Origin of the sequence: Actinotignum inguinis (genome assembly GCF_051265835.1) — a bacterium.
GTDB classification, from domain to species: domain Bacteria; phylum Actinomycetota; class Actinomycetes; order Actinomycetales; family Actinomycetaceae; genus Actinotignum; species Actinotignum timonense.
On the sequence record NZ_JBOZDP010000002.1, the window covers coordinates 293,550 to 312,304 of the forward strand.

The 18,755-nt window shown below is 60.9% G+C and carries 16 protein-coding genes; 4 read left to right on the plus strand and 12 right to left on the minus strand.

The features are described 5' to 3' along the window. Positions 1–615 precede the first annotated feature (615 nt). From ACRQFC_RS02560 to ACRQFC_RS02575, 4 genes are read right to left on the minus strand one after another with little or no spacing between them, the layout of a single operon-like run. The gene (locus ACRQFC_RS02560; protein ID WP_320757156.1) at positions 616–1,722 is read right to left on the minus strand and encodes a sugar kinase; all 1,107 of its coding nucleotides are present in this window, start codon (positions 1,720–1,722) and stop codon (positions 616–618) included. Further along, positions 1,719–2,366, minus strand: a complete 648-nt coding sequence (locus ACRQFC_RS02565) for a bifunctional 4-hydroxy-2-oxoglutarate aldolase/2-dehydro-3-deoxy-phosphogluconate aldolase (RefSeq protein ID WP_087070782.1) — start codon at positions 2,364–2,366, stop codon at positions 1,719–1,721. The genes ACRQFC_RS02560 and ACRQFC_RS02565 overlap by 4 nt, the downstream gene beginning before the upstream one ends. Next, positions 2,366–3,448, minus strand: coding sequence for a mannonate dehydratase (gene uxuA / locus ACRQFC_RS02570; protein ID WP_016442774.1), 1,083 nt, complete (start codon positions 3,446–3,448; stop codon positions 2,366–2,368). The genes ACRQFC_RS02565 and uxuA overlap by 1 nt, the downstream gene beginning before the upstream one ends. Next, positions 3,448–5,046 (minus strand): mannitol dehydrogenase family protein, encoded by a 1,599-nt coding sequence (locus ACRQFC_RS02575; RefSeq protein ID WP_435734640.1) that lies wholly within the window; start codon positions 5,044–5,046, stop codon positions 3,448–3,450. Before ACRQFC_RS02575 ends, uxuA begins: the two co-directional genes overlap by 1 nt. A 411-nt stretch (positions 5,047–5,457) precedes the next feature. On the opposite strand from ACRQFC_RS02575, the gene ACRQFC_RS02580 reads away from it, so the two are divergent. Further along, positions 5,458–6,258, plus strand: coding sequence for an IclR family transcriptional regulator (locus ACRQFC_RS02580; RefSeq protein ID WP_016442772.1), 801 nt, complete (start codon positions 5,458–5,460; stop codon positions 6,256–6,258). A gap of 101 nt (positions 6,259–6,359) precedes the next feature. Here ACRQFC_RS02580 and der read toward each other — a convergent pair whose 3' ends face one another. The 8 genes from der to xerD all read right to left on the minus strand — a co-directional run bounded on the left by der (position 6,360) and on the right by xerD (position 13,686). Beyond that, the gene (gene der / locus ACRQFC_RS02585; RefSeq protein WP_320757157.1) at positions 6,360–7,829 is read right to left on the minus strand and encodes a ribosome biogenesis GTPase Der; all 1,470 of its coding nucleotides are present in this window, start codon (positions 7,827–7,829) and stop codon (positions 6,360–6,362) included. Next, positions 7,826–8,545: a (d)CMP kinase gene (gene cmk, locus ACRQFC_RS02590; RefSeq protein ID WP_320757158.1), complete on the minus strand. Its 720-nt coding sequence runs from the start codon at positions 8,543–8,545 to the stop codon at positions 7,826–7,828. Before cmk ends, der begins: the two co-directional genes overlap by 4 nt. Then, complete coding sequence (locus tag ACRQFC_RS02595) at positions 8,538–9,641, minus strand: prephenate dehydrogenase (protein WP_320757159.1); 1,104 nt, start codon at positions 9,639–9,641, stop codon at positions 8,538–8,540. Before ACRQFC_RS02595 ends, cmk begins: the two co-directional genes overlap by 8 nt. Next, complete coding sequence (locus ACRQFC_RS02600) at positions 9,641–10,363, minus strand: pseudouridine synthase (RefSeq protein WP_016442768.1); 723 nt, start codon at positions 10,361–10,363, stop codon at positions 9,641–9,643. The genes ACRQFC_RS02595 and ACRQFC_RS02600 overlap by 1 nt, the downstream gene beginning before the upstream one ends. Next, complete coding sequence (scpB, locus tag ACRQFC_RS02605) at positions 10,360–10,917, minus strand: SMC-Scp complex subunit ScpB (RefSeq protein ID WP_320757160.1); 558 nt, start codon at positions 10,915–10,917, stop codon at positions 10,360–10,362. Before scpB ends, ACRQFC_RS02600 begins: the two co-directional genes overlap by 4 nt. 64 nt (positions 10,918–10,981) lie before the next feature. Next, complete coding sequence (locus tag ACRQFC_RS02610) at positions 10,982–11,815, minus strand: segregation and condensation protein A (protein ID WP_320757161.1); 834 nt, start codon at positions 11,813–11,815, stop codon at positions 10,982–10,984. A gap of 12 nt (positions 11,816–11,827) precedes the next feature. Beyond that, complete coding sequence (locus ACRQFC_RS02615) at positions 11,828–12,676, minus strand: ParA family protein (RefSeq protein WP_016442765.1); 849 nt, start codon at positions 12,674–12,676, stop codon at positions 11,828–11,830. 86 nt (positions 12,677–12,762) lie between these two features. Next, positions 12,763–13,686, minus strand: coding sequence for a site-specific tyrosine recombinase XerD (xerD, locus tag ACRQFC_RS02620; RefSeq protein ID WP_320757162.1), 924 nt, complete (start codon positions 13,684–13,686; stop codon positions 12,763–12,765). Between the two features lie 174 nt (positions 13,687–13,860). Here xerD and tkt point away from each other — a divergent pair, with 174 nt between their 5' ends. The 3 genes from tkt to ACRQFC_RS02635 all read left to right on the plus strand — a co-directional run bounded on the left by tkt (position 13,861) and on the right by ACRQFC_RS02635 (position 18,678). After that, on the plus strand, positions 13,861–15,942 hold the full coding sequence (gene tkt, locus ACRQFC_RS02625) for a transketolase (RefSeq protein ID WP_320757163.1): 2,082 nt from the start codon (positions 13,861–13,863) through the stop codon (positions 15,940–15,942). A gap of 231 nt (positions 15,943–16,173) precedes the next feature. Continuing rightward, a complete protein-coding gene (gene zwf, locus ACRQFC_RS02630) occupies positions 16,174–17,694 on the plus strand; it encodes a glucose-6-phosphate dehydrogenase (protein WP_320757164.1) in 1,521 nt (506 codons plus the stop codon). Between the two features lie 42 nt (positions 17,695–17,736). Next, positions 17,737–18,678, plus strand: a complete 942-nt coding sequence (locus ACRQFC_RS02635; protein WP_320757165.1) for a glucose-6-phosphate dehydrogenase assembly protein OpcA — start codon at positions 17,737–17,739, stop codon at positions 18,676–18,678. Positions 18,679–18,755 lie beyond the last annotated feature (77 nt).

Below are 18,755 nucleotides of genomic sequence, written 5' to 3' on the forward strand. Positions count from 1 at the left end.
CATGGACCTCACGAACTTCGATAGTCACATCGGCCCCGGGCGAGGGGGTATCTGTTTTCAGAGCTGTACTGCGCTTGTCGTACATGCGAAGTACATCCCGAAAAAACACCCCATCTCCCGCGGGCGAGGTAGGTAGAGTGGGTCATTCTCAAGCGTCAAGGCTGCAAAACGTGCATTTTGGACTGTTAGGGGCACAGAGTGTACGCCACGGACATTAAATCGCGCAAAAACTGTCACCCACGTACATTCTGTTAGGCGGCCTGGGCTCTCTCCTCCTCAAAGTGCGCATGTCGAACCGTGGTCCCCGCCAAGCGCGCGTAGGGAACGCGAAATCGCCCCGACACGGTGCTCTCCCGCACACTTTGTTTGCGGGCACGGTTCACGGTAGTTCCGGGCCGGACCACTTCGTTTCCAGGTTCGGTTCATGCGGCTCCGTGAATGCAGTGGGGAGCAGATCCGGATGCCCGGATCTGCTCCCCACTCATTGCGTTGTGTGCGGTGTGCGCCCTGAGCTAGCTCACTCGAAGGCAAGCCGCGCGATAGGCGCGTGACGCACGCCGCGGTTATGCGGCTTTAGCGCGTGGCGTACGCTGCACCTGTGCAGCTTATACGGCCTTAGCGCTTGACGCGCGCCGAGCCACCGCGGGCGAGGTTCTCTACCTCGGCACGGGTAGCCATGGTGGTATCACCCGGCGTGGTCATGGCGAGGGCGCCGTGGGCGGCCCCGAGTTCCACTGCCTTCTGGACATCACCGTATTCCATGAGCCCGAAGATAAGCCCGGAGGCGAAGGAGTCTCCCCCACCCACGCGGTCGAATATCTCTAGGCCATCACGCTGGGTGGCCTGCACGAAGCCCTGGTCACGCTTCCATGCCACTGCACCCCAGTCGTTGATGGTTGCCGAACGGACCTGGCGCATCGTGGTACCGATGGCCTTGAAGTTCGGGAAGGTTTCTGCTGCCTTCTCAATCATCTTGTGGAAGGATTCCACCTGGAGATTATCGAGGTTTTCATTTGCGCCTTCGATTTCCAGACCGAGGCAGGCGGTGAAGTCCTCTTCGTTACCGATCATGACATCCACGAAGGGTGCCAGGGACTTATTCACTTCCTGCGCGCGGGCCTTTCCACCGTGCAGATTCCACAGCGAGGGACGGTAGTTGAGGTCATAGGACACGATGGTGCCGTATTCCTTGGCCTTCTTAATAACCGCCAGCGCCGTTTCCGAAGCTTGCTCCGAGAGGGCCGCGTAAATCCCGCCGGTGTGCAGCCAGCGCACCCCGAGCTCGCCAAAGAGGTAATCGAGATCGATATCCTCCGGGGTGAGCTGCGAAATCGCAGTGTGGGCCCGGTCGGAACAGCCGACCGCTCCGCGCACCCCGAAACCGCGTTCGGTGAAATTGAGGCCGTTACGAGCCGACTGGCCGATGCCGTCGTCGTCGACCCAATGAATGAAACGGGTATCCAGGCCGCCGGTGAGGATCAGATCCTCAAGCAGCAGACCCACTTCATTACGCACCAGGGAGGTGAGGATCGCGCCACGCTTCTGGAAGGCGCGCCGCAGGCCGCGGGCCACGTTGTACTCCCCGCCGCCTTCGGAGGCGGCGAACTGCCGGGTGGTGCGGATACGGCCGGCACCCGGATCCAGGCGAAGCATGACTTCACCCAGGGAGACAATATCGTAGGTGGTTTCCTCGGCGGATTTAATCGTCAGGGCGTCGCTCACTTGCGAATCTCCTTAGCTAGATCGGATGCTTCTTGGGACAGGCGGGTGATCTCCGCGAAGTTCCCGGAGGAAATCAGATCGCGCTTGATCATCCACGAACCCGAAACGGACAGGATAGCCGGATCGGAGAGCCATTCGGCCATATTCGCGAGCTTCACCCCGCCCGAAGGCACGAAGTAGGTATTCGGGAAGGGACCGCGCAGGGCCTTAACCATGGGCAGCCCGCCCGCTTCCCCACCGGGGAAGAACTTCACCGCGGTGGCACCGTACTCGAGAGCCATCATGATTTCCGTGGCGGTCTGCACGCCCGGAAGGTAGGGAATCTGGCGTTCGGCGGCCACATCGGCCACGCCGGCGCTCCAGCCCGGGGAAACGAAGAACTTCGCGCCCAGGTCCGCGGCGGTTTCCGCCTGGGCCCGGGTGAGAACCGTTCCAGCACCCACCGTCATACCCTCCACATCGCGCATGGCCTTAATGGCTTCCCCGCCGGCAGCGGTACGGAAGGTCACTTCGGCGCAGTGGATACCGCCGGCCACCAGGGCGCGGGCGGCCTCGGGCGCCTGCGCGGCGTCGTCGATCACCACAACGGGAACAATGGGGTGGGTTTCCAGGAACGGACGAACGTCTGGAAGTTGCTGAGACACTACTTTGCCGCCTTCTTCATCTTGTCAATGCCGTCCCACAGCCCGAGGAGGTACTGGGTACCCAGTGCCCGGTCATACAGCGGGTAGCCGGGGCGGCCTTCTTCACCCCAAATCATGCGGCCGTGATCGGGACGCACGTAAATATCGGGGCAGGTATCGTAAATGGCTTCCACCGCGGCCTGCATATCGAGGTCGCCGTCCGCGGACCAGTGGGCCGCTTCCTTGAAGGTCTTCTCCCCCAGGTACTTGACGTTACGCAGGTGGGAAGCCGCAATACGGCCACGCTCGCCCACGTAGCGCAGGATCTCCGCGACGTTATTGGACGGGTTGGAGCCGAGCGAGCCGATGCACACGCACAGGGAATGCATCGGGGAATCATTGAGGGCCAGGATTTCCTTGATATCATCCAGGCTCTTGTAGGCGCGCGGAATACCGAAGAGATCCCAGGCCGGATCGTCCGGATGGCAGGCCATCTTAATGCCGACCTTTTCACAGGTGGGGATGATGCCGTCCAGGAAGTACTTCCAGTTTTCGCGCAGCTTCTCCACCGTCATGTTCTGGTAGAGCGCCATGACTTCGTCCAGCTTGGCCAGGCGTTCGGGTTCCCAGCCGGGCAGGGTGAGGCCGCCGGATTCTTCAGCCGTCTTATTGACGATATCCTGCGGGGTCATGCCTTCGATTTCGGAGTGATCGTAGTACAGGCAGGTGGAGCCATCCTCGTTCACGTGGGCGAGTTCGGTGCGCAGCCAGTCGAAAACGGGCATGAAGTTGTAGACAACCACCTTGACGCCGAATTCCGCGAGGTTTTCCAGCGTGGTGCAGTAGTTCTTGATGTATTCGTCACGGCTGGGGAGTCCGAGCTTGATGTCCTCGTGGACGTTCACGGATTCGATGATTTCGCATTCGAGCCCGGCTTCGTGAACCTGGTCGATGAGGACCTTGATTTCGTCCTTTTCCCAGTTCTCCCCGGCCGCCTTGTAGGACAGGGTTCCCATAATTCCGGACACGCCCGGAATCTGCTTGATGTACTGCAGCGGAATGGGGTCGTGACCTTCGCCGTACCAGCGGAATGTCATTTTCATTAGTTGATCTCCTCGTGAATAGTGGCACGCACAGCGCCGGGACCGGCAATGAGCTTCGTGAACAGGGCTTCGACCTTCTCCGCCAGCGGAGTGGTATACAGGTCGAGGCCGAAAATATTGGCATTGGACAGGATGGGCTTGAGCGCGGCGTGAGCATCAACGCTCTCACCAAGCTTAATTCCCTTGAGGTGCCCCTGGAGTTCTTCCAGCAGCGGATCGGAAGACGGCGTGAATTCTTCGCCGTCGTCCGCGATACCGAGCAGGTACCGTGCCCACACCGCGAAAACGAGCGGGATCACGCGCAGCTTGTCCATATCCAGACCGCGGCGCTGGTACTCCTGCAGCGTGACACCGAAACGGATCGGAATCTTCTGCGAGGTATCCATAGCGATACGGGCCGGATTGTCCGGCAGCGCGCTATTGGGGAAACGCTCCTCGAGAACCTCGCGCACGAAGTCCTTCGGATCGATAATCCCCGGATCGGTTACTACCGGCATCGCTTCATCATAGGCGAGGATATTGACCATCTTCGCCAAATCGGGATCGCGCATTTCCGAATCAATGGTCGGGAAGCGCATAACCGTACCGGACACTGCCAGTGCGGTGTGGAGCGGATTGAGGCAGGTGGTGACCTTCATCCGCTCGAACTTATCGCAGGTTTCACGATCGGTGATGTACACGCCGTAGTCCTCAAAAGGCGGGCGTTCGGCCGCGAACTTATCTTCGATAATGAGGTATTCGGTGGGTTCGGCGTTGACAAACCCGGCAATCGGGGTGCGCCCGAGGTGGTCAATACCCATGTCGGTAAAGCCAAGACCGGTCAGGTATTCCGAAACTTCTTCCGAGGGCCGTGGGGTGATCTTATCGATCACGGAAATCGGGAAAGCAACCTTGGTGTCATCACTGACCCAGTCCAGGAATTCCTGGCTGAGTGCGCCGCGCTCCACCCACCCGCGGGCAATTTGCAATATCGAATCGCGCAGCTTATCGCCGTTGTGGGAGAAGTTATCCGCAGAGATGAAGTTAATGGGCGCTCCGCCCGCCTGGTAGCGATGCGCGAGGAGCCCGGCCAGCAGTGCCATGGTGTTTTCATGGTTAGCGTACGGATCCGAAGCGATATCCGCGCGGGTAGCTTCGGAGAGCTCACCCTGGGAATCCTGAATGACATAGCCTTTTTCGGTAATGGTAAGAGTTACCGTGGTCATCTCCGGCTTGGTAAAAATAGAGACGAGCCGGTCAAAATCGCCGTCGCGGCGGGTGGCCAGGCCATCAGCCAGGCCGGCGATAACGCGGGTATCGCGCTTGTCCCCGGAAAGAATAACGCCCAGGGTCAGCAGATCAAAAGCTTCGAGCTGCTTTTCCATTTCAGCGGGATCCATGGGAACCACACCGGTAATCGGCCAGTACTTGCCGTCTGCCAGCATGTCATCCGCAATGCGAGCCAAGAAAATCCGGAAAATATTACCCGGGCCGATATGCAACCAGCGCGGGTTGGTGCGCGCGCGCTCCTGCGTGGCGGCCACATCAAAAGCCGGAACTTGAATACCGGCTGCTTCGTAATCACTCGCGTGGGAAAGCGAGCTGAGATTGAGTTTCATATACATCACCTTTGATAGTTGGATCGGGACAGCTCCACGTGCGATCCACCGGCGGCCGCCCCGCAGGATCGCGGGCATGCGCCGCGTTCCTGCCGTAAGGTCACCCGGTGAGTGAACACCGCTCCCGATGTCACCACCCAGTATTCCTTTATAAGACGACGAACTGGCCGGGCACCCCCGCACCCGTATGTTTCTTTACGTGAAACGCCCGTTCGTACGTATGAAATGATTGTACCTCATTTTCATTCCGGACGGCACCCCTGAGCGACGTGTGAAGTATTCGGATTCCGGGCCTTTTCTTATTCAACACTGACTGCCTGATATCCTCATTTCCATGTTTCACATATTGAAATCCCGCGGTATGATTTTCCCGGCCTGCAGTTATACCCTCGTTGAGTAAAGGAGCTTGAGGTGTCCGGTACTTCTCCTGAGGAGCGCGCTCCGCTCTCCTCCATTGATCGTGCATTGCTCGTTGTCGAGTTTTTAGCACGCCGCGGACCGGAAGGTGCTCCCCTCTCCGATATCGCAGCCGCGGTAGAGTCCAATAAGGCCACGGTTCACCACACTCTGCGTTCGCTGCGCTACCGGGATTGGGTGAACCAGGATCCCGACAACGGTTACTACTTCCTCGGGGACGGCGTCGATCCGATCATTCGCTACACTACGCGCACCCAATTCGTGGTGGACCAACTCCACCCGGCCCTGGTTGCTATTTGCCACCGCTTTAACGAGTTGGTGCACCTGGGCAAGCTATCCGGTCAAGTTGTCACCTACCTGGATAAGGTGGAGCCAGACCGGCCCATTCGAGTGGTTTCTTATATCGGGCGTAATGCGCCGGCCGTCACCACCGCGCTCGGGCGTGCCCTCCTGGGCGCGAATAACGTGACGGGCGCGGAAATTGACTGGTACCTGAGTGTCCCCACCGATACTCCCCCTACCCGCGCCGCTATCGAAGAATGTATCGAGCATGTGCACCGCTACGGCTGGGGTATGGAAGTGGAAGAAAACGAAGCGGGGATTGCTTGCGTGGCGGTTCCCGTGGATTTGAAAAACGGCGAGCGGGTAGCGGTATCCGTCACCGCGCCCGCCGAACGCCTGGGTGCGGCAACACGTGAAGCGGTGGCTTACGGCATCGCGGAAGAAATCAGCGCTATCGCCGGTTCCACCGGCGTGAGCGTTCCGGAGGTTCTACTGCCGCGCTCGGCGCGCTAGCCGGAACGCCGGGGGCAGCGATGGGAGCTTTCCTGCCGCGATCCCTGCCGGTGGTGGAAGTACGACGACGCCACTAGCTGCGCCGTCGTACCCCATCTCCGCTACTTCTTGCGCCGTTCGCGCACCCGAACCGAAATCTGAAGCGGGGAGCCTTCGAAGCCGAAAGTGGCCCGCAAGCGATTTTCCAAGAAACGCCGGTAGCCTGCTTCGATGAAGCCGGTGGCAAAAAGCACGAAACGCGGCGGACGGGTGGAAGCCTGGGTGCCGTAGAGGATACGCGGCTGCTTGCCTCCACGCACCGGATGCGGGTGCGCGGCCGCCAATTCGCTGAGGAAAGCATTGAGTTTGCCAGTGGGAATACGCTGGTCCCAGGATCGCAGCGCAGTGGTCATGGCGTTGGAGAGCCGATTGGTATGCCATCCGGTTTTTGCCGAAAGATTGACGCGCGCGGCCCACTGGATCTGAACCAGCTCCCGCTCGAATTCGCGGTCAAGTTCGAAGCGACGTTCGTCATCCACTTCGTCCCATTTATTGCAGACGATGACCAGGGCGCGCCCAGCGTCAATCACCTGCTGGATCACCCGAATATCCTGTTCGGTCAGCGGCTCGGAGGCATCGATAAGAGCCAGGGCCAGCTCCGCTTCCGCCAGCGCGCGCTGGGTGCGCAGATTCGCGTAATAATCCGCCCCGCGAGTTTGGTGAACCCGTCGGCGAATTCCAGCGGTATCAACAAAAGTCCACGGGGTACCGTCTAGCTCAATGACTTCGTCAACAGGATCGCGAGTGGTTCCGGCAATATCACTCACCACGGCGCGCGTTTCCCCAGCTAATTGGTTGAGCAGTGAGGACTTGCCCACATTCGGGCGCCCCACAATCGCGACCCGGCGCGGGCCGCGGTGAACGGGACGTGCCGGTACCTCGCGTTCCGCAGGAAGCGCACCGATGACCACGTCGAGAAGATCCCCCGAGCCACGCCCGTGCAGGGCGGATACCGGGTACGGCTCCCCCAGCCCTAAAGACCACAGATACGCCGCATCCGGTTCCTGCTGGGGCGAATCTACTTTATTGGCCGCAACAATCACGGGCTTGCGCGAGCGGCGCAGTACCCGCACCAGAGCCTCATCGGTATCCGTCATACCCACGGCGGCATCCACGACGAAAATAACGGCATCGGCCTGGTCAATAGCAATTTCGGCCTGCAGGGCAACATCGCGATCCAGACCGGCAACATCACGTTCCCAACCGCCGGTATCCATGAGGAGGAAGCGGCGATCCGCCCACTCGGCTTCGTAAGATACCCGGTCACGGGTCACGCCCGGAACGTCCTGCACCACGGCCACCCGCTTACCAACAATGCGATTCACCAGGGAGGACTTGCCCACATTCGGGCGCCCAATAACCGCCACCACGGGTAGCGCGCGGGCAGCCGCCTGCTCCTGGGGTTCCTCACCGGCCAGGAGCGCCAGATCGGCTTCGTCCAGATCGTAGGCGTCCAGACCGGCCCGGAGTACGCGTTCGGCATCGTCCGGGGCGGTCCCCTCCGTGCTCATATCACGGTATTCCTCAGTCATTCCTGTTCCTTTCGAGAGCCCTGTGCCAGCGCTCGCACCGCGGCCACCACGTCCGCAATACTCATCTGAGAAGAATCAATTGTAACGACTCCGTCGCGATCTTCCAGGAAAGAAGCGACCGTCGAGTCCTTCGCATCCCGCTCGCTCACTTCCGCGCGGGTAGCTGCTAGGGCAGCGGGCGCTACGCTTCCGCGTACCTCCCGGGCCCGCCGCGCCAAACGTGTTTCTTCCGATGCGGTGAGAAGAATTTTTGTGGGCGCATCGGGGGCGACGACGCTGGTGATATCGCGCCCCTCCACCACAATGTCCGGGTGCGCTGCAATAATGGCCCGCTGCCGGGCAATGAGTTCGGCTCGTACCTCAAGATTGACGGCCACCTGGGAAACTACCCGGGAAAGCTCCGGAGCGCGAATAGCGGCGGTTATATCTTCACCTTCGCAGCTAATCACCTGTTCATCAGGATCGAGGGGCATCTCAAGTTTCATTGTCCGCACCACGGCGGTCACGGCCGGCCCATCAGTGAGCTCCACGCCGGCACGCTGCGCGGCCCAGGCCGCGGCGCGGTACATTGCCCCGGTATCCAAGTAGCGCAGCCCAAGTTCCCGGGCAACCTGGCGGGACACGGTGGATTTACCCGAGCCGGAGGGTCCGTCAATAGCAATGGGATAGCCCGCAGCTTCGGGGCGTGGGATGCCCAATGTGCCCATCTCACTCATGCTCTCCTCCTTCAATAAAAGCTTGCCACTGGCGCGCGGCGAGAGCCCCGGTGAGATCCCGGGCAGCGGCCGGAGCTACAGATAACCGTGCCCGCCCTACTTTTTGGGACACGGAATGTTCAAGAGAAAAATCTTCAATATTCACGCCGATTTCCCCTACCTCGGTGAAGAGGCGGCCCAATTCACCCGGGCGGTCCGGAACCAGGACGGTTACTTCGGTGTAGCGCTGGGGAGCTCCCCCATGTTTGCCGGGAATACGCGCCACCCCGCGCCCACCTGCAGCGACCACCGCGGCAACCGCCCGGGCCAGCCCGGGTGCCCGCGCCGCACCCGCGGCTTCTTCGAGTGTGCTGGCCAGGGTGGCGGTGCGCTCGGCAACATCGCGAAGAACGGGAGCAACCGCCGCGCAATTACAGGCGATAATCGCGGTCCATAGCTGCGGATCCGAATGGGCCAACCGAGTCATATCGCGTAAACCTTGGCCGGCGAGGCTCAGCTCGGTAGCTGCGGCGTCGTTCAACGTGCCCGCCAGCAGGGACGACACCAATTGCGGAACGTGACTGACAAGGGCAACGGCGCGATCATGCGCGTTTGCCTCCACAAGAATCGGCATGGCCCCGCAATCCAAAGCCAGGGTGCGCAAGTGCACAATATCTTCTTCGCGGGTCTCCGGGCGCGGGCAGATCACCCACGGACGGCCCTCAAAAAGATCGGCATCCGCGGCGATCGCCCCCGAACGTTCCCGACCGGCCATGGGATGGCAACCCACGTAGCGGGCTCGTTCGGGATGCGCGGCAAGGCGATCCGCCACCACGCCCTTAACGGAGGCAACATCGGTGACAAGCGCGGTGGGGAAACGATCCAGGGCCGTGCTCACCACCTGCGCCGTCACATCCGGGGGAACCGCAACTACCACGAGGCTCGGCACCCAGGCATCTTCCGGAGGCTCCTCCCCCGCCCCCAGATCACGGGCGAGGGCCGCCGCGAGCGGAGAAGCATCCTCCAGATACACCGGGATATCGCGCAGCCGTAGCCGCAGTCCGAGGGAAGCGCCCAGCAACCCCGAACCGATAATAAGGACCGGACCGGCGCGCATCACATCCCTACCGAATGCATGAGGGCCGAGAGCTCACTTCCTGCGATAACCCTGCTTTTACCGGGGCGCAACCTCCCGGCATCAATAGTGGCGAAACGGGTGCGCACCAGTTCCATAACGGGGTGTCCCACTTCTTCCATAATGCGACGCACAATCCGATTGCGGCCCGAATGCAACGTGAGTTCCACGATGGAATTGCGCGGCTGCGATTCCCGCAGTACGAATTTATCCACCCGGATGGGTCCGTCCTCCAGGGTGATGCCCTTTTCCAACACTCGCGCGAGGCCACGCGTCACCTGGCCTTCCACCCGCGCCACGTAGGTTTTGGGGACCTCGTACGAGGGGTGGGTGAGCCGATGGGTAAGTTCGCCATCGTTCGAGAGCAGAATCAGGCCCTCGGTATCTTCGTCCAGGCGCCCGACGTGGTAGAGCCGTTGCTCGTATTTCTCCACGTACTGGGCGAGGCTCGGGCGGCCCATATCATCATCCATGGTAGAAACAACCCCCGGCGGCTTGTAAAGCGCGACGGTCAGGAGATCGGGTTTCACGGCGATTGGCATACCATCCACGTGGATGGTGTCACGTTCGGCATCCGCACGCGTTCCCATTTCGGTCACGACGGCGCCGTTCACAGCCACCCGCCCCTCGGCAATGAGCGCTTCGCAAGCGCGCCGGGAACCCACCCCCGCGTGGGCCAGGATCTTTTGCAAGCGTTCTCTCATCTTATTTCTCTTTCCACATCATCAAGGTCGGTTGCTTCGGGTAGATAGGGCGCCAGCGGAGGCAGGTCATCCAGGGAATTCATACCCATGGCTTCGAGGAAATACGGGGTGGTCACATACAGCACTGCACCGGTGGACGGTGTAGTGCCCGCTTCTTCAATGAGGCCGCGAGTGGCGAGCGTACGAACAACTCCATCAACGTTCACACCGCGAATTGCCGCGATCTGGGCACGGGTAACAGGCTGCCGATAAGCGATCACCGCCAGCGTTTCCAAAGCCGGCGTGGATAGTTTACCCGATTGTCCGCGGGTCACGTGGGCAAGAACAACGTCCGATACTAACGGATTGGTGTAGAAACGCCACCCCCCTCCCGCTTCGCGCAATTCGAATCCGCGCGGGCGCCCACTACGGTACTCCCGGGCCAGGTTCTCCAGCTCGGTGCGGGTTTCCGCTTCGCTCAAGCCCACCGCTTCGGCCAGGATGGCGAGGGGAACCGGGGTGGCCGCCACAAAAAGCACCGCCTCGAGTGCGGTGGCGGGGCAAAGATCAGCCACAGATTCTCCTTTAAGCTTCCGGATTCGGAGCGGCACGCGCACAGTGCTCGCCCTGATGCCCAGTCTAGTCGCTGCTCAGCGCGCTGGTTGGCGACACCTCGCCGTATTCCGCGGCGACGTCGCCCGCACCGGCCGCCCCGCGATCATCAGCCGGCGTGGGGCGCAGCACCAGTGCACCCAAAGGCTCATCCTGTTCGGCGGCTATCGCGCCCCGACGTAACAATTCCAAGACCGCCAAGAAACGGGCCACGACTACCTGCACCGATCTAGCGTCGGAGCAGAGCTGCGCAAAAGTGAAAGACTCGCCACCTCGAAAACGTTCTTCTAGGTAGGAAATTTGACTGGCAACCGGAACAACCGGGGAGTGCAAATGCTCCAGGCGAACCAGCGGCTCGGAAGTATCACGGGTGAAAGCACGGGCAGCCAGCAGGGCCAGATCCATGACCCCGAGCGGGAGGCGCACCTCCGGAAGCGCTTTCGCGTACATTTCCTCGAGGGGAACATCACGGCCCACCCGCCGCCCGGTTTCCTCCAGGCGTGCCCCGAAATCCCGAGCTACTTCTTTGAAAGCTCGGTACTGGAGCAGCTTGGCGAAGAGAAGATCACGCTGTTCAAGGAGCTCCCAATCTTCTTCTTCGCTTTCGTGGCGCGGCAGCAAGCGCGCTAGTTTCATATCGAGGAGGGTGGCGGCCACGACCAAAAATTCTGAGGTGGTAGATAGATCTACCTCCGGCCGAGACCGAATCCAGGCGATGAACTCATCCGTCACTTCCGCCAAGGCCACCTCGGTAATATCCAAGTTTTTCTTGGAAATCATGGAGAGTAGTACCGAAAATGGCCCCGAATACACGTCGAGATCAACGTCAAAATCGGAGGAGACATCAAAAAGGGTGGTCACGCCCACTCCCGCTTAGGCACTCTGACCGCGGGCAATCACTTCGCGCGCCAACTTCCGATAAGCTACCGCACCCGGGTGCGAGGGCGCGTATTGGGTGATAGGTTCTCCGGCTACCGAGGCATCGGGGAACTTCACGGTACGGGCAATATAGGTGTGGTAGACCTTATCCCCGAATCCTTCGTGCACGGATCTCATCACATCGCGCGAGTGGAGGGTACGCATATCCACCATGGTGAGGAGGACTCCGTCAATGGTGAGCCGGGGATTAAGGCGATCTTGCACCCGGCCGATCTGTTCGGTTAGTAGTGCTACCCCGCGCATGGCAAAATATTCCGCCTCTAACGGGATAATAACTCCGTGTGCGGCAGTGAGCGCATTGACAGTGAGGAGACCCAGGGAGGGCTGGCAGTCAATAATGATGACGTCATAGTCATCGAGAACCGGGCGCAGCACCCGGCTGAGAGCCTGTTCGCGTGCCACTTCATTAATGAGCACAATTTCGGCAGCGGAAAGGTCAATATTGGCCGGGACCACATCTAGGCCCTCCACTTTCGAATGCTGAATGATTCCCCGCACATCCGGTTTCGCGGCAATAAGTTCGTTATAAATGGTGCGATCCAGCGCGCGGGCATTAATACCAAGACCGGCAGAGGCGGCGCCCTGCGGATCAAAATCCACAATGAGAACGCGCCGGCCATACCCGGCCAGCGCCGCGGCGAGGTTAATCGACGTTGTTGTTTTCCCCACGCCACCTTTTTGGTTAGACATCGCAATAATGCGCGCCGGGCCGTGTTCTTTCAAGGGCTCCGGTTCGGGAAAATCCACGTTTTCAGTTTCAAAAAGCGCGTTCTGTTCGGTCACATCTCTAGGGTACCTAAACTCGGAGGATTTGCGGTGCCATTTCTGGCGAAGAGCGTAGAACGACGCCGCCGCGCCTACCCCGCTTCCTACTCGCTGCGCAGCGCCCGCGGGTGCGAGGTGGCATACACCTCTTTGAGCACGTCGGGGGAAACCTGGGTATAAATCTGGGTGGTGGTCACCGAGGAATGCCCGAGCAGCTCCTGAACCACCCGCACATCCGCACCGCCCTGGAGAAGGTGGGTGGCAAAAGAATGCCGCAGCGAATGCGGAGAGACATGCGCGGTAATACCGGCGCGCTCGGATGCCTGGCGAATAATGAGCCAGGCGCTCTGGCGGGAAAGTACCCGCCCGCGGGTATTGAGGAAGAGCTTGGTCACTCCCTCCCCGCGGGCGGCAAGCTCCGGGCGGGCCCGGGTCGTGTAGGCATCCAGTGCTTCCAGGGCGTAGCGCCCCAGCGGCACGACGCGTTCTTTGCGGCCCTTACCGAAGAGCCGAATCGTGGTGGTATCCGTATCGATATCATCGGCGGTAAGCCCGAGTGCTTCGGAGATCCGCGCTCCAGTTCCGTAGAGAACCTCCAGGAGGGCACGGTCGCGTAGGCCCAGGGGTGGTGGAGTGGCCCCAGCTGCCTCGATCATGGCGGTGACCTCGGCAATTGTCAGGGCTTCGGGCAGGCGCGCGGGGAGTTTCGGGGGGCGCACCCGGCTAGCCGGATTGGCCGGGCAAGCGCCGTCGTCGTATAAAAACGCATGAAAAGCCCGCACCGCGGTCACGGCCCGCGCAATAGAAGCCGGGGCCATTCCCGTGAGCGTTTCGGAAAAGGAGGCGACGTCCTCCTCGCGTACCTCAGCGGGGCTGGTGACCCCGCGGGAATCGAGGTGCGCAAGATATTTACGCAAATCGCGCCGATACGCAGCCACGGTATTGCGCGATAAGGCACGTTCGACACTGATATGGGCGAGGAACTGCGTAACAGCGCGCTGCAAGGGCGGGGTGCCGGGTTCAGCCATCTATTCTCCTTCGCGGGTGCGCGGTAGCCGCGCGTAGTGACGCGATAGTTAGGCGCTCAGGGTCTCGCGCCGGGCGCGAACGGAGGTGCACCCCGGGCGCGCGAAACCCGCGTGACCAGTAGACTAGTGCGTGGCACATCTCATGTAACCACAACCTTATGTTAGGAGAATTCAATGGCGAAGCTCGAATGGTCGCAGCTCGATCAGCGGGCCGTGGACACAACCCGGTTGCTGGCCGCCGATGCGGTACAAAAAACTGGCAATGGGCATCCCGGAACGGCTATGTCCCTGGCTCCGGCGGCCTATCTGCTCTACCAGCGGGTCATGAACCACGATCCGGCAGATTCTGCGTGGGTGGGCCGTGACCGTTTTATTCTCTCGGCCGGGCATTCCTCCCTCACGCAATACAATCAGCTCCTGCTGGCCGGTTACGGTCTGGAACTTGATGATATTAAGGCCTTGCGTACTCTCCACTCGAAGACTCCCGGCCACCCTGAATACGGCTATACCAACGGCGTGGAGATGACCACCGGTCCGCTGGGCCAGGGCCTGGCCTCCGCGGTGGGATTTGCGATGGCTTCCCGGCGTGCCCACGGGCTTTTTGACCGCGATACCCCGCTCGGTGAATCTGTGTTTGATCATTTTGTCTACGTGATTGCCGGTGATGGTTGCCTCCAGGAAGGCGTGACCAGTGAGGCCTGCTCACTGGCTGGCACCCAGGAGCTCGGGAATCTTATTCTCATTTATGATGACAACCGCATTTCCATTGAGGACAATACCTCCATTGCTTTCAGTGAGGATGTGCTGGCGCGTTACGAAGCCTACGGCTGGCACACCCAGCACGTGAATTGGATTAAGGAGGATGGTTCCTACCAGGAGGATGTCCAGGCGCTCTACGATGCGATTCTGGCCGCTCAGCAGGTTACCGATAAGCCCTCTATTATTAAGCTCTCCACCATTATTGCCTGGCCGGCGCCCACCAAGCAGAATACCGGCGCCTCGCACGGTTCGGCCCTGGGGGTGGAAGAAATTCGTGCCACTAAGGAAATCCTGGGCTTCGACCCGGATATTGATTTCCCGCTGGACGATGAGGTGCTCGCCCACACCCGTAAGAATGCGGCAGCGCGGGCGGCCGCGGCCCGCAAAGATTGGGATGCTCGTTTCGAAGCCTGGCGTGCCTCCCATCCGGAAGAAGCCGCGCTCTATGATCGCATCCGGGCCAAGAAGTTCCCGGAGGGCTGGGAAAAGAAGCTGCCGAGCTGGGAGCCGGATCCCAAGGGTATCGCCACTCGCGCGGCTTCCGGAGCGGTGCTCAATGCTCTCGCCCCGGTGCTCCCCGAATTGTGGGGCGGTTCGGCTGATCTGGCCGGCTCGAATAACACCACGATGAAGGGCGAACCGTCCTTCCTGCCCGCGCATCGTTCCTCGCAGATGTTCTCCGGTGATATTTACGGGCGTACCCTCCACTTCGGTATCCGTGAATTCGCCATGGGCGCGATCATTAACGGAATTACCCTGGATGGACTCACCCGCGCCTACGGCGGCACTTTCTTTGTGTTCTCCGACTACATGCGCGGTGCAGCGCGCCTGGCGGCCATTATGAATATCCCCTCGATCTTTGTGTGGACGCATGATTCGGTGGGCGTAGGCGAAGACGGCCCCACCCATCAGCCCATCGAACACCTGTGGGCCTACCGAGCCATCCCGCGCCTCAATATTGTGCGTCCGGCCGATGCGAATGAAACCGCTGCCGCGTGGCGCGGGGCATTGGAGAAGGTCGACGGCGGGCCTACCGGCCTCATCCTCACCCGGCAGGGCGTGCCGATTCTGGAAGGGACCTCCACCGAAGGCGTCCTCAAGGGCGGCTACGTGCTGGCGGACTCCCCCACCGGGACCGTTGACGTGCAACTGCTGGCTACCGGTTCGGAAGTGCAGCTGGCAGTAGCCGCCCAGAAGATCCTCGCGGAGCAGGGTGTGGGTGCGCGTGTTATCTCGCTGCCCTGCCTGGAATGGTTCGAAGCTCAGGATCGGGCCTACCGTGATGCGGTGATTCTCCCCAACGTCAAGGCACGGGTCTCCGTGGAAGCTGGCGCCACCTTCGGATGGGCTGGCTACGTCGGGGACGCCGGGCGCAGTGTGGGTATCAATACCTACGGGGAATCCGGGCCCGGTGGTGAACTCATGAAAGAATATGGGATGACCGCTGAGCACGTGGTCTCCGCCGCCCTCGAATCCATCGAAGCGGCGCGCGCCTAGCGGGCAATTAGCGGTCCTAGCTGGCGTCAAGCCAGCAGGAACCGTAGTCGTTCGGCACCGGTAGCGTCATATCATCAAGGTCGCGGGGCCCTTGCATCGGCCCCGCGACCTTGATTAACTTTCATCGCTGGTGGCTTGTCACTCGTGGACACCGCGGTGCCGCTTTGTCGCTCAAACGTCTACCATAAGACAGGCGCATATTCTCGCCTTCTTTTTCACGACAGGAATTTTATGGTTGCTCCTACCTCAGGTAATCCACTCCGGGCTGTCGCTGACCGCCGCCTCCAGCGCGTGGCCGGCCCCTGCGGCATCGTTCTTTTTGGCATCACCGGTGACTTGGCGAACCGCAAAATTCTTCCCGCCCTCTACGACCTCGCGAATCGGGGGCTGTTGCCGCCGTCGTTCTCCATTATCGGAGTGGCGCGCCGTCCCGTGGACGCGGCTCGAAGTGTTGAAGCAGCTATCCGCAAAGGCGCCCAAACCCCGGTTATCGCTACCACCCTGGCCCAGATTCTTGGCGGTTTGCGGATGGTTGAGGGCCAGTACAATGATCCGGAGCTGTACCGCGCTCTCGGGGCGACCATGGCCGATGTGGATGCCAGTCGCGGGACCGGCGGAAATTTCGCCTTCTACCTCTCCATCCCACCCAGTCTTTTCCCGGTGGTGACCCAGGGACTCGCCACCGCGGGGCTTAATCGCGGGGCGCCGGGCAGCTGGCGCCGGGTGGTCATCGAGAAGCCTTTCGGGCACGATATGGCCTCCGCGCGTGAGCTCAATGCTTCGGTAAGCGGAGTATTCCCCCATGATTCGGTTTTCCGCATCGACCACTATCTCGGTAAAGAGACCGTGCAGAATATCCTCGCGCTGCGTTTCGCCAACGAACTGTATGAGCCGCTGTGGAATTCTTCCCATGTGGACCACGTGCAAATCACCATGGCTGAGGATATCGGGATTGGCTCGCGCGCCGGATATTACGACGGTATCGGAGCAACTCGTGACGTTATCCAAAACCACCTGCTCCAGCTCCTTGCTCTCACCGCGATGGAGGAGCCGACTTCTTTCCATGCCGATGCCCTGCGCGCGGAAAAGGAGAAAGTCCTCGAGGCCACCCATCTGTTCGGAAGCCCGGCAGAAGCTTCGGTGCGGGCGCAGTATTCGAGCGGCTGGCAGGGCGGCCAGTGGGTGCGCGGCTACCGGGAAGAGAACGGTATCCCGGCGGAATCCGTGACCGATACCTACGGAGCGATCGCCCTGGGAATTGAGACGCGGCGCTGGTCCGGAGTGCCTTTCTACCTGCGGACCGGTAAACGGCTCGGGCGGCGCGTTTCGGAAATTGCGGTGGTGTTCCGCAACCCACCTTTCCTCCCCTTCCCGGATGTTGCCGGGCTTGGACAAAACACCCTGGTTATCCGGGTACAACCCAATGAGGGCATCACCTTTAAATTTGGTTCCAAGGTGCCCGGCTCGGAAATGCGGCTGCGCGATGTCACCATGGACTTCGCCTACGGGCACGCTTTTACCGAGTACACCCCGGAGGCATACGAACGTCTCATTCTTGACGTGCTGCTGGGCGATCCGCCGCTTTTCCCGCAAACCCGGGAGGTGGAAGAGTCCTGGCGGATTATCGACCAGGTGGAAAATTATTGGGACGCCCACCCGGAATCTCTGGAAACATACGCGCCCGGATCCTGGGGTCCGGCCGGTGCCGATGCCATGCTCGCCGCCCACGGCCATGCCTGGCGCCGTCCCTAGCCCGCACCCGTCCCGTGCCTGAAAAAGATCCGAGGAAGCTTCATGATTAACCATATTGCCGATACCACGTCTGCCCAGGTGGGCCAGCAGCTTGATCAATTGCGCGGAACTTCCGGGGTAGGAGCCCTCGGGAGGGTCCTCACCCTCATTATCGTCGCGCATACCGAGGGAGGGGTGCGCGACGCTCTCGAAGCGGCGGCCGGAGCCTCTCGCGCCCATCCTTCGCGGATTATCGCGGTACTGCCGGTAGCCGGAGAAACCGCCCGTCTCGATGCGGAAATTCGTACCGGATCGGAAGCCGGCGCGTCCGAGATCGTTATTTTGCGCGCGCACGCGGGTGCCGCGGAGAATGTGGATACGTTGGTCACCCCGCTGTTGCTCCCCGATACTCCCGTTGTAACGTGGTGGATTCAGAATATGCCGGAAAACCCCGCGGCTACCGCGGCTGGGCGCATCGCGCAGCGCCGTATTACGACTACCCGCACCGCAGATCATCCGGCTCTGGCGCTTCAGCACCTTTCCGCAAATTATGTTCCGGGGGATACTGACCTGGGTTGGGCGGGCACTACCCTGTGGCGCAATTACATCGCCTCCATGGTTGATGAATTCCCAGCCCGTGTCATTACCGGCGCGAAGGTGTGGGGGCGGCCCCACCGCTCCTCGCTTTTCTTACTTGCCGCGTGGCTGCGGCTGCGTCTCGACGTCCCGGTGGAGATAGAGCCGCAGGAGGGCGCTCCGATTACCGGCGTGGAGCTGTTCTTGGACGACGGCGCAGCCCTCAGTCTGCATCGCACCCCCGGCAATGATCATGGCATCATGCTCCGCCCGGGCCGGGCTCCCCAGGAGGTTGCTTTGCCGGTACGTAGCTTGGAAGCGATGCTCATCGAGGATTTGCGCGATCTCAATCCCGATACCGCCTACGGCGAGGTTCTGACTAAAGGACTCCCTCTGCTGGATTATTCTCCCGCGGATGTGGATGTATAAGGCTTATAGGACAAAATGTGTTGGTTACGGTTTAGTAGGTTTGGTTCCATTTAGCCCCGTTGTGTAGATCGGTCCAC

Coding starts and splice junctions, on each gene's coding strand:
- uxuA (WP_016442774.1), bottom strand. CDS start 3,448: ATGAAAATGACATTCCGCTGGTACGGCGAAGGTCACGACCCCATTCCG.
- ACRQFC_RS02575 (WP_435734640.1), bottom strand. CDS start 5,046: ATGAAACTCAATCTCAGCTCGCTTTCCCACGCGAGTGATTACGAAGCA.
- der (WP_320757157.1), bottom strand. CDS start 7,829: ATGACTGAGGAATACCGTGATATGAGCACGGAGGGGACCGCCCCGGAC.
- cmk (WP_320757158.1), bottom strand. CDS start 8,545: ATGAGTGAGATGGGCACATTGGGCATCCCACGCCCCGAAGCTGCGGGC.
- ACRQFC_RS02595 (WP_320757159.1), bottom strand. CDS start 9,641: ATGCGCGCCGGTCCGGTCCTTATTATCGGTTCGGGGTTGCTGGGCGCT.
- ACRQFC_RS02600 (WP_016442768.1), bottom strand. CDS start 10,363: ATGAGAGAACGCTTGCAAAAGATCCTGGCCCACGCGGGGGTGGGTTCC.
- xerD (WP_320757162.1), bottom strand. CDS start 13,686: ATGGCTGAACCCGGCACCCCGCCCTTGCAGCGCGCTGTTACGCAGTTC.
- tkt (WP_320757163.1), top strand. CDS start 13,861: ATGGCGAAGCTCGAATGGTCGCAGCTCGATCAGCGGGCCGTGGACACA.
- zwf (WP_320757164.1), top strand. CDS start 16,174: ATGGTTGCTCCTACCTCAGGTAATCCACTCCGGGCTGTCGCTGACCGC.
- ACRQFC_RS02635 (WP_320757165.1), top strand. CDS start 17,737: ATGATTAACCATATTGCCGATACCACGTCTGCCCAGGTGGGCCAGCAG.